This is a genomic window from Caulobacter sp. Root655 (assembly GCF_001427665.1).
Classification (GTDB): Bacteria; Pseudomonadota; Alphaproteobacteria; order Caulobacterales; family Caulobacteraceae; genus Caulobacter.
This window is the reverse complement of record NZ_LMHC01000011.1, coordinates 1-16,439: the sequence shown is the minus strand read 5'-3', so window position 1 is coordinate 16,439 and position 16,439 is coordinate 1. Positions and strand designations below refer to the sequence as shown.

The window sequence follows — 16,439 nt, the reverse complement described above, 5'->3', positions numbered from 1 at the left end:
CTTTGCTTTACTCGGCGGCCACGGGCCGAGGCCGCGCGTACTGTTCGATAAAGTCGCCATGGGCGGGCGTCGCCGCCACCACCTCGGCCACCGCGCGGCGCATCTCGGCCAGGGCGCCCGAAAGCTGCCCGGCGTCGAAACCGTCGACGCTGGGATCGTAGCTCTCCGGCAGCATCTCGAAGCCGGCATAGATCGCCAGCCAGCTGGGCTGCGAGAACATCTCCCAGCGGTAGCGGACGAAATGGCCCCGGGCCTTCCAGAGGTCGATCTTCTTTTGCAGCGTGTCGGGGATGCTCATCTCCCGGCAGTGGGTCCAGAAGCCGGTCGGGTCGCCCCCTGGCGTACCTGGTCGCTGGTTGGCCTTGTAATGCAGGATGATGAAGTCGCGGACGCGCTCGAACTCCAGCCGCGACATCTCGTTGAACTCATCGACGACGCAGGGGTCGAAATCGCGGTTCGGGAACAGCAGCTTGATCTTCTCGATGCCGGTCTCGATCAGGGCGATGCTGGTGCTCTCCAGCGGCTCCAGGAAGCCCGAGGCCAGGCCCAGGGCGATGCAGTTCTTGTTCCAGGCCTTCAGGCGGCGACCGGGGTTGAAGGTGATCCGGCGCGGCTCGTGCAGCAGGCGCTCGTCGAGCGATCCGACCAGCACCGCCCTCGCCTCCTCGTCGGTGGTGTGGCGGCTGGAATAGACGTAGCCGTTGCCGTAGCGGTGCTGTAACGGGATGCGCCACTGCCAGCCGGCCGGACGGGCGGTGACGTCGGTATAGGGCGGCGGATCGCCTTTCCCCTCGCTCTGCACCGCCAGCGCCCGGTCGCACAGCAGCCAGTGGCTCCAGTCCTCGTAGCCGGTGTGCAGGGCCTCCTCGATCAGCAGGCCGCGGAAGCCCGAGCAGTCGATGAACAGGTCGCCGGTCACGGTCGCGCCGGTGTCGAGATCGACGGACTCGATGAAGCCGTCCTCGCCGCGCAGGTTGACCTTGGTGATCCTGGCGTCGATGCGGCGCACCCCGCCCTGCTCGGCCACCTGGCGCATCAGCTTGGCGAACAGGCTGGCGTCGAAATGCAGGGCCCAGTCGAAGACCGACAGCGACGAGGGCGGATCGCGCGACGGGGTGGTGAACTTGCCGGCCGCGGCCAGGCTGGCCCCCAGCGAATAGTCGCCGACCGGGACCTTTTCGCCCAGGGCGCGCAGCCGCATCCAGTAGTGATGGAAGGCCACGCCGTTCAGGTCCTGGCCGTACAGGCCGAATGGATGGACGAAGGACGAGCCCGGCTTCAGCCAGTCGTTGAAGCGGATGCCCAGCTTGCAGGTGCCGCCGGTGGCCCGCAGCACGTCGATGTCGGACAGGCCCATGGCCTGGTAGAAGCGGCGGATGGTCGGGATCGTCGCCTCGCCCACCCCGATCGTCCCGATCTCGGAGGACTCGACCAGGGTGATGTTGATTGGCGCGCTCGCGAAATGACGCCGCAGGCTCGCGGCCGCCATCCAGCCCGCCGTGCCGCCGCCGACGATGACGATGTCGCGGATGCGCCGATCCTGCGCGGTCTCCTGCATGGTCGTCGCTCCCGTCACGCTTCCTCGAAGCTCTCCGGCTTCCTGGTGTTGATGCTATCCGCCCCGGGAAGAAAAAGAAGCCGCTGTGACAGGGGGTCACAGCGGCCCGCAGGGAGGTTGGACGCTAGATCGCTACCACTTGGCGCGGATGCCGAGGGTGTAGCGGGGCTCGAACTCGTTCTGCTTGATGTACTGGGTCGAGCCCTTGGCGAACCGGGCGTAGTAGTCCTCGATCTCGCCCGTGACGTTGGAGCCGTTGACGTACACCGTGATGTTGTCGCGAACGTTGTAGCTGACGTTCACGTCCACATAGCCGGTGGATCCCTGGAAGATCGGGATGTTGCTGCTCATGACTTCGGACAGACGCGCGGTCCGATAGTTGTAGGCGACGCGGGCCTGCAGCTTGTCGTCCTGGTACCAGCCGACCAGGTTGTACTGGTGCTTGGAGTTGTCGACGAACGGCAGCTTGGCGCCGTCCAGGCCGGTCCGCGACTCGTGGCTGGGCGAGTAGGTGTAGTTGGTGTCGACGCCGAAGTTCGAGAAGAAGCCGGCGTCGGGGAACACGTCGCTGACCGCGATCTTGGCGCCCACTTCCAGGCCCTTGACCGAGCCGGCGTCGCCCTGAACCGGCAGGGTGACGTTGACCGGGTTGCTGAGCGAACCGTCGCCGTTGGTGAACCGGCCGGTGGTGGTGCCGTTGGTGACGAAGCTGTCGATCTTCAGCTTGAAGGCCGACAGGTTCAGCATGCTGGCGGCGCCGAAGTAGTACTCGATCGCGCCGTCGAAGTTGGTCGACCGCCAGGGATCCAGGTTCGGGTTGCCCGAGGAGCTGGCGCCGGTGACGCAACGTACGCCCGGCTTCACCGCGCCGCAGTCGGCGGTGAAGATGCTGAGGCCGCCGCCATAGTTGCTCAGATCCAGCGGCTGCATCGTCTTGCTGTAGGCGAAGCGCAGCTTCAGGTGATCGTTGACGTCGTAGACCGCGTTCAGCGACGGCAGCCAGTCGGTGTACTTGCGCCGGCTGACGGTGTCGCCGACGTCGGCGTTGGTGTCGCCATAGGCCAGGGTGTCGCCGGTGTTGTTCTGCTTGACCAGCAGTTCGGTCTGGATGACCCGCAGGCCGAAGTTGCCCGACAGGGCGCCGGCCTCGAAGCTCGCCGCGCCGAAGGCGCTTTGTTCCTTCAGGTCGACATCGTAGGTCTGGCCCGGAACCTGGACGCGGACGGCGCCGCCGAACACCTTCTCCTGGAACGACTTCACATCGTCGAAGTCGCGCGGATCGATGGCCCAGAAGTTGGGCATGCCCGAGGTGATGCCGCCCAGGTCGTCGACCAGCACGACATTGTTGTAGGTCGACAGCTTGGTCGGACGGTTGACCGTATAGGGCTGGAACTCCGGGACGCCGGTGATCGGGTTGGGCACCATTTCGCCCGCCGAGCACTGGCTGTTGTCCATCGCCACGTCGATGGCCTTCCACTGCGCCATGCAGCCGCCGGCCGGAACCGGCGTGCCGTTCTTCTGGATCGCGCCCGGCGTGCCGCCGTAGAACGACGAGAACAGGTGGAACTGCTCGACGCTGATCGAACGGTCGCTCTGGCGGACGCCGGCGTCGACCTTGGTGATGAAGCCCAGGAACTTGTCGTCGAACTTGTAGTGGCCGTCGGCGCGGAACACGTTCATGTCCGAGTCGACTTCGTTATTGCCTTCCGACGAGAAGGCCCCGATCGCGTAGCTGTCCTTGTTGGCCATGTAGTCGCGCAGGGTCTTGCCCGCGCCCAGGCCGCCGGAGATCGGGGTGTCGAAGCCGCTCCACACCGGGTGATTGCCGGCGATGTTGTAGTGCAGCTGCGGGTTCTGGCCGTAGCCGGCCGGGTTGGGATTGAGGTAGCAGCCGCCGGCGCTGCCGACGACGGCGTTGGTGCGCTGCGAGGTCGGGTACTGGCTGCAGATCGCGCTCGGATAGAACGGGCCGCGCGTGCGGTCCTGGGCGTTGCGGAACAGGTTGAAGCGGCCCGGCGCGTACTGCCAGTTGCTCAGGTCGCCCTGGGCCTGGCCGTTCATGCTGAGCTTGTTGCCGTCGGCGCGGATGGCCCGCACCTCGCTCGTGAACTTGCCGCCGTTGTCGTACTTCAGTTCCAGGTTGTAGTTCTTGGATTCCGACTTGGTGACGCGGTTGACGCTGAACGAATTGATCCACCAGGCGTCGATGTCGTACTCGTCGACGGCCCGCCAGTTGCCGACCCCGGCCGGGGTCGAGACCGTGGGCTGGGTCCAGACGCCGAAGGCGCCGCCGTCCCAGCGGTTGGAGATGTTGATGCCGACGGCGCGGTTGTACTCGTCGAGCTTGGCGTAGAAGCCCTCGGCCAGCAGGGTGAAGCCCTCGCCAAGATCGGCCTCGAAGGCGACATTGACGCCCAGGCGCTTGCGCTCGACCACCCGGTTGAAGCTTTCGTAGCCGTGGGGCGAGATGAAGTTGGTCGGCGCGCTGCCGCCCCAGTCGTTGTTGCCCGACAGCCCGACCGTGCCGGAATAGTTGTTGCCCAGGTTGGACTTGCTGGCCGCGCCCGAGACCATCAGGCCGACGCGGTCATTGCGCCAGCTGGCGACGCCGTTGAACAGGTAGTCGTTTTCCTTGGTGCGCTCGCCGCGCTGGCCTTCGGCCCCCGCGGCCAGGGTGAAGCCCTCGGCCATCTGGAACGGACGCCGCGTGCGCAGGTCGATGGTGCCCGAGATGCCCGACAGCGCGTTGAGCGGGTTGGTCGACTTGTAGACCAGCACCTGGTTCATCAGTTGCGACGGCACGTCGAGCAGGTTCGGCTGGGCCTCGCCCATGTTGCCGGCGCTCAGATACTGCTCGCCGTTCAACAGGGTGATGACCTGCTTGAGGCCACGGATGTTGACGGTCTTGCCCTCGCCGGCGTCACGCTGGATCTGCACGCCCGAGATGCGTTGCAGCGAATCGACGATGGTGACGTCCGGCAGCTTGCCGATGTCTTCCGATGAAATGGCGTCGACGATCGACGCCTCGCGCCGCTTGACGTCGACCGAGCGGATCTGCGAGCCGCGGATACCGGTGACGACGACTTCCTCGACCTGCGAGGGTCCGTCCGGCGCGGACTGCGCCCAGGCGCCGGTGGTCAGCGCCATGGACGACGCGCCCGCCAGCAGCGCCAGGGTCATCCCCCTCGCCAACGCGGACTGGTTTCGTGGATTGGACAAGATCTTCGCTCCCCAAACGTTCTTATGGCCGTTCTCGACCCCCGCCGATTTCGGTGAGGGCTGCTGCTCCGCCTGCCGTTGAAAGGGTTCCCGGCCTGCCCGGCGAGCCCTTGCGTTCAAGCGAAGTTCTTCTGGCGACCCCTGCGTCACGAGACGCACACGCTGGCTCACGCCCTTCCCCAGCCGTGACGCACGATCGGTAAATGTCCTGTTCGTGTCAACTAGAATGTCAACGTTGTCATTTTGTAGCCGACAGGCCCTCTACAGCCATCGCCGCAAGGGTTTGCGTGCTGTTCGGCGACCATTTCGAGCGAAACCAAATTCATCATCGCATTGATTTTGTGGATATAAATTTCTCGAGAATACCATCTCGACGCCTTGCTGCGATCTGGTCGTGACGTAGCGTCAAGCGCTTCCACTGGCGCACGGCCGGGTCCAGAGGCGCGCTGAATATCCCTTTGGTGTCGGGAACTACCGCGAGGAAATGTCCAAACTTGTCTTATCATGTCTCGTCAAATGTCTTTCTTGGACAAACTTTGTCCACATGCATGACATCGTTGTCGCGCTGAGCTATGGCTTCGTTCCAAGGGGCGGCGGCGGTTCGGGCGATCGAGCCCGGCGCGGTGCAATTCGGACCTGGATGTGACGACGTAGATGGCGACGATCCATGATGTGGCGCTGCGGGCGGGGGTGTCGCCCAAGACCGTCTCGCGCGTTCTGAACGACCACGAGAGCGTCACCGCCAAGACGCGTGAGCGGGTCCGCGGCGCCATGCTGGCCCTGGACTATCACCCCAACGCCGTGGCGCGCGGGCTGCGCTCGCACGGCGCTCCGGCCGTCGGCATCCTGATGGGCGACCCCAGCGGCGGCTACCAGACCCGCATTCATCACGCCCTGATGGTCGCCTGCCTCGAGAACGGCCGCCACCTCACCGCCGAACTGGTCGAGGGCGACATGGCCGGCTGGCAAGAGCGGATTCGCGCCTTCGTGACCGACGGCGGCATCCGCGAAATGGTGCTGCTGCCGCCGGAATGTGATTTCGCCCCGCTCAAGACGTTGCTGCGCGAGCACGACGTGCGCTGCGTGCTGATCTCGCCGACCAGCCCCGACTCGCACTCGCCCAGCATCGTCATGGATGACCGCGCCGCGGCCCGCGAGGTGGTCGAGCACCTGTTCAGCCTGGGCCACGAGCGAATCGGCCATATCGCCGGCCATCCGGACCATGCCGCCAGCACCCTGCGCCGCAACGGCTTCAACGAAGCCTATGCCGCCGCCGGCAAGCCGCGCCCCGCCCCGGCGCTGATCGTGCCGGGCGACTTCACCTTCAAGGGCGGGCTGGTCGGGGCCCAGGCCCTGCTGGACATGGAAAACCCGCCCACCGCCATCTTCGCGGCCAATGACGACATGGCCGCCGCCACCTGCATGGAGGCCCAGCGGCGCGGTCTGAAACTGCCCGACGACCTGTCGGTGGTGGGCTTCGACGACGCGCCGATCGCCGCGGCGATCTGGCCGTCCCTGACCACCATCCGCCAGCCCTTCGACCAGATGACCCGCCGGGCCATCACCGCCCTCAGCGCCTGGAACGCCAACGAGGCGCTGGGCAAGTCGGCGGCGACGATCCTCACCAAGCACAGCCTGGTGATCCGCGAATCCACCGGCCCCGCCAGGGCCGGCTAAACCCAACGCCTATCCGCGCCGACGAGCCTTCGTCCGCGTCACATCCTGTGGGAGGTTACCATGAACCGACAGACCTGGCGGGGCCTGACCCTGGCCCTCATGCTCGGCGCTTCCGCCGCCGCCCTGGCCTCCTGCGCCCAGGCCCAGGCGCCCGCCGCGGCCCCGGCCGCCCGCCCCTGGCTGGACCCCAAGCTCGACGCCGACACGCGCGCCGACCAGGCGGTCAAGGCCATGACCCAGGACGAGAAGATGACCATCATCTTCGGCTATTTCGGCGCCGACATGGGCCAGAAGTACACCCGCGTTCCCGAGGCCCTGCCCGGCTCGGCCGGCTATGTGAAGGGCGTTCCGCGCCTGGGCATTCCCGAACAGTTCCAGACCGACGCCGGCGTTGGCGTGGCCACCCAGGGCGGCGAGCCCAAGAAGCGCGAACGCACCGCCCTGCCCTCCGGCATGGCCACCACCGCCACCTGGAACCCTGACCTGGCGTACAAAGGCGGCGCGATGATCGGTTCGGAGGCCCGCGACTCGGGCTTCAACGTCATGCTGGCCGGCGGAGTGAACCTGGTCCGCGAGCCGCGCAACGGCCGCAACTTCGAATACGGCGGCGAGGACCCATTGCTGGCCGGGCTGATGGTCGGGGCCCAGATCCGGGGCATCCAGTCCAACGCCATCGTCTCGACCATCAAGCACTACGCCCTGAACAGCCAGGAGAACGGCCGCTTCGTGCTCAACGCCAGGATCGGCGAGGCCGAGGCCCGGACCTCCGACCTGCTGGCCTTCCAGTTCGCCATCGAGGATTCCGACCCGCACTCGGTGATGTGCGCCTACAACCGCATCAACGGCGACTACGCCTGCGAGAACGACTTCCTGCTTAACAAGGTCCTCAAGCAGGACTGGGGCTACAAGAACTACGTGATGTCCGACTGGGGCGCGGTCCATTCCAGCGCCAAGGCCGTCAACGCCGGCCTCGACCAGGAATCGGCCGGCCAGGCCTTCGACACACAGAGCTTCTTCCAGGGCCCGCTGAAGGACGCCCTGGCCAAGGGCGAGGTCTCCCAGGCCCGCCTCGACGACATGGTTCGTCGCATCCTGCGCGGCCTGTTCGCCAGCGGCGTGGTCGAGAAGCCGGTCAAGATCACGACGATCGACTACGCGGCCCACGGCAAGATCACCCGCGCCGACGCCGAAGAAGGCATCGTTCTCCTGAAGAACGACAAGGGGCTGCTGCCGCTCGTCGCCACGGCCAGGAAGATCGCGGTCATCGGCGGCCACGCCGACGTCGGCGTGCTGTCGGGCGGTGGCTCCTCGCAGGTCTATCCGATCGGCGGCCGCGCGGTGCAGGGCGAAGGCCCGGCCACCTGGCCCGGCCCGATGATCTACTTCCCCTCCTCGCCGCTGAAGGCGCTGAAGGCCCGCCTGCCCGGCGCCGATATCCAATATGCCGACGGCAAGGACCTGGCCGCCGCGGCCAAGCTGGCGGCCGCCAGCGACATCGTCCTGGTGTTCGCCACCCAGTGGAACGGCGAGTCGTTCGACAGCCCCCTGACCCTGGAGCACGACCAGGACGCCCTGATCGACGCCGTCGCCACGGCCAACGCCAAGACCGTGGTGGTGCTGCAGACCGGCGGCCCGGTGCTGATGCCCTGGCTGTCCAAGGTGGGCGGCGTGGTCGAGGCCTGGTACCCCGGCTCGGAAGGTGGCGAGGCCATCGCCCGCGTACTGACCGGCGAGGTCGACGCCTCGGGCCGCCTGCCCGTCACCTTCCCCGCGTCCCTGGCGCAACTGCCGCGCCCCGTGCTGGACGGCGATCCCAAGACGCCCGACGCCATGTTCGAGGTCGACTATACGCTCGAGGGCGCGGCGGTCGGCTACAAGTGGTTCGACAAGAAGGGCCACCAGCCGCTGTTCGCCTTCGGCCAAGGCCTGTCCTACACGACCTTCGCCTATGACAACCTCAAGGCCACGACGGCGGGCGGCGTCGTCACCGTCAGCTTCGACGTCAAGAACACCGGCGCGCGGGCCGGCAAGGCCGTGCCGCAGGTCTATGTTTCGCCCAAGGACGCCAAAGCCATTGGGGGCTGGGAAGCGCCGCAGCGCCTGGCCGGCTTCAAGAAGCTCGACCTGGCCCCGGGCGCGACCACCAGCGTCCGCCTGACCGTCGATCCGCGCCTGCTGGCCGTGTGGGACGCCAAGGCCCACGGCTGGTCGGTGGCGGCCGGCGACTACACGGTCACCCTGGGCGCCTCGTCGCGCGATCCAGCCGCCAAGGCCGATGTCGCCGTGGCCGCCCAGGCCCTGCCCGTGGGCCTGATCAAGCGATGAGCGCACAATTGGCGCCATTTGGCCGCAGGGGAAATTAAGGTCTGATTAACCATAGAAGACCAGTTTCGGCCGGTCTTCCTTGAAGACACCCCACCATCACTGACTTTCCACAGCCCGGCCAAAAGCCGGGCTGTTTTTTTGTCCGAATGCGCTTGCACCGAGTCACGGGGGCGGCTATCACCCGGCCTCTTCCTGAGGCGACCTGTTCCGCGGTAGCTCAGTGGTAGAGCAGCCGGCTGTTAACCGGCTGGTCGTAGGTTCGAATCCTACCCGCGGAGCCACCTCTGGTTTTGAGAAAAATCCGGCCCTTCGGCCGGATTTTTCGCATCCGGACCGGCGTTCGTTTGCTTCAACAAATCAAATGACCGTCGAAATTCCGTCGATAGCTCGCCATCCCGGCGAGCGGGATCTCCCCTGGCCCAGGCGCCCCTCGACTGAAACGCGCGGGTGTCGCAATCCTCTCGACACCGCTATCGGTCGAAACCATCCGCGGCGAACTACGGTCACGCTCGGATGGCTCGCTCAGACTCTCACCAACCTACCGTGGGCGGTGGTCAACCGCGCGGGCCGGCTCCGTTGAAGTTCAAGGTCCAGGCTCGAGCCGCCGTGGACGACGGTGACGCGTCCGTCGACCTTGGCGGTCAGCACCGCCTCGGTTAGCTTGCCGCCCGCCCAGCGCACGTTGACCTCCACCGCGCCGCGCGCCCGCAGTCCCGTGATGTGCCCGGTCGGCCAAGCCGACGGCAGAGCCGGCAACAGATAGATGCGGTCGTTGCGGCTCTGCAGAACCATCTCCGTCATGCCCGAGGTCCCGCCGAAATTGCCGTCGATCTGGAACGGCGGGTGGGCGTCGAACATGTTGGGATAGGTCCGCTCGGGCCCGAGCAACAGCGACAGGATCTCATGGGCGTGGTCACCGTCGCCAAGGCGCGACCACAGGTTCAGCCGCCAGGCGATGGCCCACCCGGTGGACAGGTCGCCGCGCGTGACCAGTGTCGTCTTGGCGGCCGCCGCCAATTTGGGCGTCGTGTCGATCGAGATCTGGTCCGAGGGAAACAGGCCGTAGAGATGCGAGACGTGGCGGTGGTGGACGTCGACAGCGTCCGCGTCCCAGTCTTCCTGCCACTCCTGTAGTTGGCCGCCCTTGCCGATCTTGTAGGGCGCCAGCTTGTCGCGCGCCGTCTTCAGCTCGGCGACGACGGCCTCGTCGGCGCCGAGGATCACCTCGGCCTTCAGGCAGTTGTCGAACAGGTCCCGGACGATCGCCTGGTCCATGGTCGGGCCGGCGACCAGGGAGGAGCCGTGACCGTGGTCGTTCTCGGGCGAGAGCGACGGGCTGGTGACCAGGACCCCGAACTTCGGATCGACCACCAGGGTGTCCAGGAAGAACCTCGCCGAGCCCTTCATCAGCGGATAGACGCGGGCGAGATACGCCGTGTCGCGATTGTAGTCGTAGTGGTCGTAGACGTGCTTGCACAGCCAGGCGCCGCCGGTGGGCCAAACGCCGTAGGTCGCCCCGTCGATCGGCGCCGTGGCGCGCCAGAGATCGGTGTTGTGGTGGGCGACCCAGCCGCGCGCGCCGTACATGACCTTGGCCATCCTGGCCCCGGTCTCGGCGAGGTCCGCCACCAGCGCGATCAGCGGCTCGACCAGTTCCGGCAGATTGGTTGGCTCGGCCGGCCAGTAGTTCATCTCGGTGTTGATATTGATCGTGTACTTGCTGCCCCATGGGGCTGAGGTCTTGTCGTTCCAGATGCCCTGCAGGTTGGCCGGCTGTCCGCCCGGGCGCGAACTGGCGATCAGCAGGTAGCGGCCATACTGGAAGTAAAGGGCCGCCAGGGATGGATCGTCGGTGGTCGGTGAGCGCTTGATCCGCACGTCGGTCGGCAGCAGGTCGGCGCGGGTGCGGCCGAAGTCGACACCGACCCGCCGAAACAAACTCCGATGATCGGCCTGGTGATCGGCCAGGATCTTCGCCCAAGGCTTGCCGGCCAGTTTGGCGAGCGTCGCTTTGTTGAGCGCGACAGGGACGCCCGACACGTCGTCATAACGGCGGTAACTGGTCGCCGCCGCGATCAGCAACAGCACCTCGTCGGCGCCCGTCACCGAAAGCCTGTCGCCCTCCCCTGTCACCTGACCGCCCTTGGTTCGGACCTGAACGCGACATTCGAACTCCAGATTGGCAGGAACGCCCTGCTGGCTGTCGTTGGCGCCGCCAAGCACCAGCGCCTGATCCTCCACGCGCGTGACGAGCTTGGACTTCAGCGGGCTGGCAAAGCTTAGGTCCACGGTGATCGCCGCCTTTTCGCTGGCCGTCAGTCGCACGGCGATCACCCCGTCCGGCGCGCTGGCAAGCACCTCGCGGACATGGCGGACGCCGCCGGCGGCAAAGGTCGTCGTGGCGATCGCCCCGTCGATGTTCAGGTCGCGGACATAGTCGCTTCCCGCCTCGGCCAGGCCCGGGAAGTCGAGCTTCAGGTCGCCGATCGTCTGGTAGGACATCTGACGCTTGGGCGTGCCCATGAACTTGGCGTCAGCCAGCTCGGTGGCCTTGGCGTATTCGCCCGCGTCGATCAGGCGGCGAATTTCCGCAAGCGCCGCCAAGGCTTCGGGGTTGGCCGGGTCATACGGGCCGCCGGCCCACAGGGTGTCCTCGTTCAGCTGCAGCCGCTCGGCCGCCACGCCGCCGAACACCATCGCGCCCAGCTTGCCCGAGCCGACCGGCAGCGCCTCGACCCATTCCTTGGCCGGTTGGCGGTACCAAAGGCGCATTGGCGAGGTCTTGGGCCTCGCGGCGTGAGCGGAGCCGCCGCCCAAAGCCGTCGAAGCGCCAAGAGCAGCAAGCGTGGACCGGCGAGTCAGGTTCATTTGATTCTCGAAGCGTGGTCGGAAATGACAGACGCGGCCTAAGCGGATCGGCTACTCGCGCCGGCCCTCTGAACTTTATTACTCCGACAAACTATGGAAACGTGACAGCGACGCAAGGCGGTATCGCCCCGTGATATGACGGCTCATCTTTCCAACGTTAGCGCTACCATTTGTCATTCTTGCTGACTAGGATGGCCCCGATCCAGCTCAAGACCACATCGGTCGTGTCATTTGCCGGACATAAGAACAGCCACGATCTCAATCGCGGCGCTCGGAGGGGACTACGCCAGATGATCCGCCAAAGCCTCGTCGTCCTTGCCCTCTTGGCCGCCGGCGCCGCCCAGGCCCGCGTTCCGCTCGAGGCGCGGCAGCCCCTGATCGATGGTCGGACGGTCGCCCCGGAGGCGGCGTTCGAATGGTTTGAGTACACGGGCGCCGACCCGTCGGACGACGCGTTCAAACCAACCTCGGCCCAGTACGCCAACCCGATCCTCAAGGGGACCTATCCCGACCCGGCGGTCATGCGGGTCGGCAAGGACTTCTATTTCGTCAGTTCGACCTTCGCCTGGTTCCCCGGGCTTCCGGTCTTCCACTCCACCGACCTCGTGCATTGGAACCAGATCGGCAACGCGATCGATCGCCCCGGCATGCTCGACTTCAAGCGGCTGGGCCTGTCGCGTGCGGTCTTCGCGCCGACGCTGAGCCACCATGACGGCGTCTTCTATATCCTGAACACCTGCGTCGATTGCAGCGGCAATTTCCTGATCACCGCGAAGGATCCGAAGGGCCCCTGGTCGGATCCGGTGTGGCTGCCGTCCGTGGAGGGCATCGATCCGTATCTCTTCTTCGACGACGACGGCGGCGCCCTGATTGTCTTCAACGGCGCGCCCCCGGGGCCGCCCGAATACAAGGGCCACCGCGCCATCTGGGCGATCGGCTACGACGTCAAGGCCAAGAAGACCGTCGGCCAACCCAAACTGCTGCTCGACAAGGGCGTCAATCCCGCAGCCAAGCCCATCTGGCCCGAGGGGCCCCACATTCTCAAGAAGGACGGCTGGTATTATCTGGTCGCGGCCGAAGGCGGCACCGCCGAGGGCCACAGCCAGGTGGTCCTGCGCTCGAAGAGCGCCTGGGGACCGTACGTTCCTTACGCGAACAATCCGATCCTGACCCAACGCGGCCTTCCCAAGGACCGTCCGCTGCCGATCACCTCGGCTGGCCACGCCACGCTCGTCGACACCCCGGACGGCGAGTGGTGGGCGACGTTCCTGGCGGTGCGGCCCTATGGCGATGATCTCTACAACACCGGCCGCGAGACCTTCCTGCTGCCGGTGGAGTGGAAGGACGGCTGGCCCGTCATCCTGGAGAACGGCAGGACCATCCCTTACCTCCACGCCAAGCCCGCCCTGCCCGCGACCGAGCCCACCCCGCCGCCGACCGCGGGCGCCTTCACGGTTCGCGAGGAGTTCAACGGCAAGGCCTTGCCGCTGAACTGGGTCACCATGCGGATCCCGCAGCGGCGCTGGTGGCGGCTCGACGGTGGGAAGCTGATCCTGACCGCGCGCGCCGAAACGATCGGGGGCATGGCTCAGCCCTCATTCTGGGGGCGTCGCCAACAGCATATCAACGCCAGCGCCTCGACCCAGATGCGCTTCGCCCCGAGCAAGGTCGGCGACAAGGCCGGCATGGTCGCCGTGCAGAACGACGACTTCTTCTTCTTCCTGGGCGTGACGCGTGGCGCCGACGGCCAGGACAAGATCGTGCTCGAGCGCCGCGCCGGTCCGAAGGACGCGGCCAGCGGGGCGGAGGTCGCCGGCGCGCCTGTCACGCTCAAGGCCGGCGCTCCGATCTGGCTGAAGATCACCGCCCGCGGCGGTCTCTATGATTTTTCCTACGCGCTGGCGCCCGGCCAATGGAAGATCCTGAAGGCCGGCGAGGACGGAACGATCCTTTCGACCAAGACCGCGGGAGGCTTCGTCGGCGCGCTCCTGGGGGTGTACGCCCATGACGCCCAGCCGGACGCGGCCGTGGGGCGATGATGCACGCCTGGGCGCCGCCGAGCCCGGCGGAGCCTCCAGTTCGGCGACCGTAAACCGAAGGCGACGCTGACGCGATCGCCACCGACGCCGCCCTCGAAGCGCGGCGGCTTTCAAGGGGATAAGAGATGATCAGAGCAACTCGTCCGCTGGCTGCTTGCGTCCTGGCCGTCGTGATGGCCGCGCCCACCTTGGTTCAGGCCCAGAGCAAGGCCGGACCGCCTATCGCGTTGCGGATCGACGCCGGCGCCCCTGGACCTAGAATCGACCGCAACATCTTCGGCCAGTTCGCCGAGCACCTGGGAACGGGCGTCTATGGCGGCGTCTGGGTGGGCAAGGACTCGTCGATCCCCAACACACGCGGAATCCGCAAGGACGTGGTCGAGGCGCTGCGCGCCATCAAGGTCCCCAATGTCCGCTGGCCGGGCGGCTGCTTCGCCGACGAGTACCATTGGCGACATGGCGTCGGCCCGACCGCGAACCGGCGCAAGACGATCAATTCCAACTGGGGCGGCTCGGTCGAGCCCAACACGTTCGGCACCGACGAGTTCATGGACTTCGTCGACCAGATCGGCAGCGAGGCCTATGTTTCGGTGAACATCGGCTCGGGCTCGGTGCAGGAAGCAGCCGAGTGGATCGAGTACATGACCGCCGATCCGGCGACCACGGCGGGCCAGGAGCGCGCGGCCAACGGCCACCCCGCGCCCTACAAGGTCAAGTATCTGGGCCTTGGCAACGAGAGCTGGAGCTGCGGCGGGGCGATGACCCCCGACGCCTACACCGACGAGATGAAGCGCTACGCCCGCTTCGTGCGGAATTACAACCCCAAGCAATCGGGCGCGGAGGCGATGCAACGGATCGCCGTCGGCCCCAACCAGGGCGACCCGGCCTATACCGAGGCGGTTATGGCGGCTCAGAAGGGCCATGACTGGGCCTGGAACATCGAAGGCCTGTCCCTGCACTCCTACACCACCGGCGGCTGGCCGCCCTCCTATGCCAGCCAGGGCTTCGACGAGGCCGCCTACGCCAAGCTGGTCCAGGAAACGCTGGGCATGGACGGCCTGATCGCCAAGCACGCGGCGATCATGGACAAGTACGATCCGGAAAAGAAGGTGCCGCTGGTCGTCGACGAGTGGGGCGTGTGGCTGGCGCCGCTGGAAGACACCAATCCCGGCTTCCTCGCCCAGCAGAATTCGCTGCGGGACGCCATCGTCGCGGCCTTGAACCTCAACATCTTCGCGCGCCATGCCGACCGCGTGCGGATGACCAACATCGCCCAGATGATCAATGTCCTGCAGGCGATGATCCTGACCGACAAGGACAAGATGGTCCTGACCCCGACCTATCACGTCTACAAGATGTACCTGCCGTTCCAGGACGCGACCTTCACCCCTGTCAGCTTCGACGCCGGGACCTATGCGCAAGGCGACGTCAAGCTGCCGCGCGTGGACGCGATCGCGGCGCGCGACGCCCAGGGCAAGCTGTGGCTGGCGGTGACCAACCTTGATCCGGTTCGCCCCGCCTCGATCCTGGCCAGCGTCTCCGGCACCAAGGCCGCGAGCGCCCACGGTCAGGTTCTGACCGCCTCGCGCGTCGATGCGGTCAACACTTTCCAAGCGCCGGGCGTCGTGACGCCCAAGCCCTTCACCGCGAAGGCGGGTCGCGACGGCCTTGAGCTGGACATTCCGGCCAAGTCCATCGTCGTCGTTCAACTGGAGCCGTAGCGGCCAGAACCGGATCGCCCCGTACAGCGGGAACCTCGCTTCCCGAGAGCGACGTTCCCGCTGAGGGGCGCGCCCACTATATGGATGCGCTGCTCAAAACTTGCCAAGCACGGCCGCGTTGCGCCTATTGCAACGCATGCAGCCCAGCAATCCCACGCCGCCTCCAACCGCCTCGCCGGACGAACCGTCGATCCCGCGATCGGCGAAGGGGTCGGGCCGTCGCCTGCGCGGCGCGGTGGCCCACTATCTCGGCACGGCGATCGTCTCGGGCCAGATCGCCCCGGGGGAAACGCTGACCGGCGAAATCGCCAACGCCGCCGCCCTGGACGTCTCGCGCGGCGCCTATCGCGAGGCCGTGCAGGTGCTGACCGCCAAGGGCCTGGTCGAGAGCCGGCCCAAGGCCGGAACGCGCGTCCTGCCGCGCAGCCGCTGGAACATTCTGGACCCCACGGTCCTGGCCTGGGCGTTCTCGGCCGAGCCGGATCTGGCGTTCGTGCGTGACCTGTTCGAACTGCGCGCCGTGGTCGAACCGGCCGCCGCCCGCTTCGCCGCCGAACGGCGCGACAAGGACGACATCAAGGCGATGAAGGACGCGCTGGCCAAGATGCGGCGTCATACATTGGCGACCGAGGCGGGCCGAGCGGCCGACCGCGCCTTCCACGATGCGCTGCTGCGGGCCACCCACAACAGCGCGATGATGGCGCTGAGCGCCAGCATCAGCGCCGCGGTCAGTTGGACGACGGAGTTCAAGCAGCGCTCGCGGGCCCTGCCCCGCGATCCCGTACCCGACCACGCCAGGGTGTGCGACGCCATTGTCGCCCGCGATCCCGAGGCGGCGAGCGCGGCCATGCGCGCCCTCGTCGACCTGGCGCTCGAGGACACCCGCTCGTCCATGTGACGAACGGCGCCTTAGGGCCGCTTTGGACTAGTGGTTATCCCTGGGCAGGCCCTTGGTCTGGGCGATGCGCTGGTACTTGACCGCTGGTTCCAGCACCGCTCCGGTCTCCATCTGGCCGACGATGGTCCGCTGGA

General features: G+C 66.7%; 9 protein-coding genes and 1 tRNA gene. 6 read left to right on the top strand and 4 right to left on the bottom strand.

Going from position 1 to position 16,439, the window contains the following annotated elements; genetic code table 11:
* Window positions 1-7: 7 nt before the first annotated feature.
* Both ASD79_RS09000 and ASD79_RS08995 read right to left on the bottom strand, forming a co-directional pair.
* Window positions 8-1,558 carry a tryptophan halogenase family protein gene (locus ASD79_RS09000; RefSeq protein ID WP_056720748.1) on the bottom strand — a complete coding sequence of 517 codons (1,551 nt, stop codon included), beginning with the start codon at window positions 1,556-1,558 and terminating at the stop codon, window positions 8-10.
* Between the two features lie 132 nt (window positions 1,559-1,690).
* Window positions 1,691-4,738 carry a TonB-dependent receptor gene (locus ASD79_RS08995; RefSeq protein WP_056720747.1) on the bottom strand — a complete coding sequence of 1,016 codons (3,048 nt, stop codon included), beginning with the start codon at window positions 4,736-4,738 and terminating at the stop codon, window positions 1,691-1,693.
* Window positions 4,739-5,431: 693 nt separating this feature from the next.
* Between ASD79_RS08995 and ASD79_RS08990 the strand changes: the two genes are divergently transcribed.
* From ASD79_RS08990 to ASD79_RS08980, 3 genes are all read left to right on the top strand, one after another.
* Window positions 5,432-6,454 carry a LacI family DNA-binding transcriptional regulator gene (locus ASD79_RS08990; RefSeq protein WP_056720746.1) on the top strand — a complete coding sequence of 341 codons (1,023 nt, stop codon included), beginning with the start codon at window positions 5,432-5,434 and terminating at the stop codon, window positions 6,452-6,454.
* Between the two features lie 60 nt (window positions 6,455-6,514).
* Window positions 6,515-8,779, top strand: coding sequence for a glycoside hydrolase family 3 protein (locus tag ASD79_RS08985; protein ID WP_056720745.1), 2,265 nt, complete (start codon window positions 6,515-6,517; stop codon window positions 8,777-8,779).
* A gap of 206 nt (window positions 8,780-8,985) precedes the next feature.
* Window positions 8,986-9,060, top strand: a tRNA-Asn gene (locus ASD79_RS08980).
* Between the two features lie 241 nt (window positions 9,061-9,301).
* On the opposite strand, the gene ASD79_RS08975 is transcribed toward ASD79_RS08980, so the two are convergent.
* A complete protein-coding gene (locus ASD79_RS08975) occupies window positions 9,302-11,551 on the bottom strand; it encodes a glycoside hydrolase N-terminal domain-containing protein (protein ID WP_235524377.1) in 2,250 nt (749 codons plus the stop codon).
* A 386-nt stretch (window positions 11,552-11,937) separates the two neighbouring features.
* Between ASD79_RS08975 and ASD79_RS08970 the strand changes: the two genes are divergently transcribed.
* The 3 genes from ASD79_RS08970 (at window position 11,938) to ASD79_RS08960 (ending at window position 16,305) form a co-directional block, all read left to right on the top strand.
* Window positions 11,938-13,686, top strand: a complete 1,749-nt coding sequence (locus ASD79_RS08970; RefSeq protein WP_056720741.1) for a glycoside hydrolase family 43 protein — start codon at window positions 11,938-11,940, stop codon at window positions 13,684-13,686.
* Window positions 13,687-13,811: 125 nt separating this feature from the next.
* On the top strand, window positions 13,812-15,407 hold the full coding sequence (locus ASD79_RS08965) for an alpha-N-arabinofuranosidase (protein ID WP_056720739.1): 1,596 nt from the start codon (window positions 13,812-13,814) through the stop codon (window positions 15,405-15,407).
* Between the two features lie 136 nt (window positions 15,408-15,543).
* The gene (locus ASD79_RS08960) at window positions 15,544-16,305 is read left to right on the top strand and encodes a FadR/GntR family transcriptional regulator (RefSeq protein ID WP_056720763.1); all 762 of its coding nucleotides are present in this window, start codon (window positions 15,544-15,546) and stop codon (window positions 16,303-16,305) included.
* 27 nt (window positions 16,306-16,332) lie between these two features.
* Here ASD79_RS08960 and ASD79_RS25010 read toward each other — a convergent pair.
* Window positions 16,333-16,439: hypothetical protein (locus ASD79_RS25010; protein WP_235524368.1), on the bottom strand; the 107-nt coding region annotated here is incomplete at its 5' end.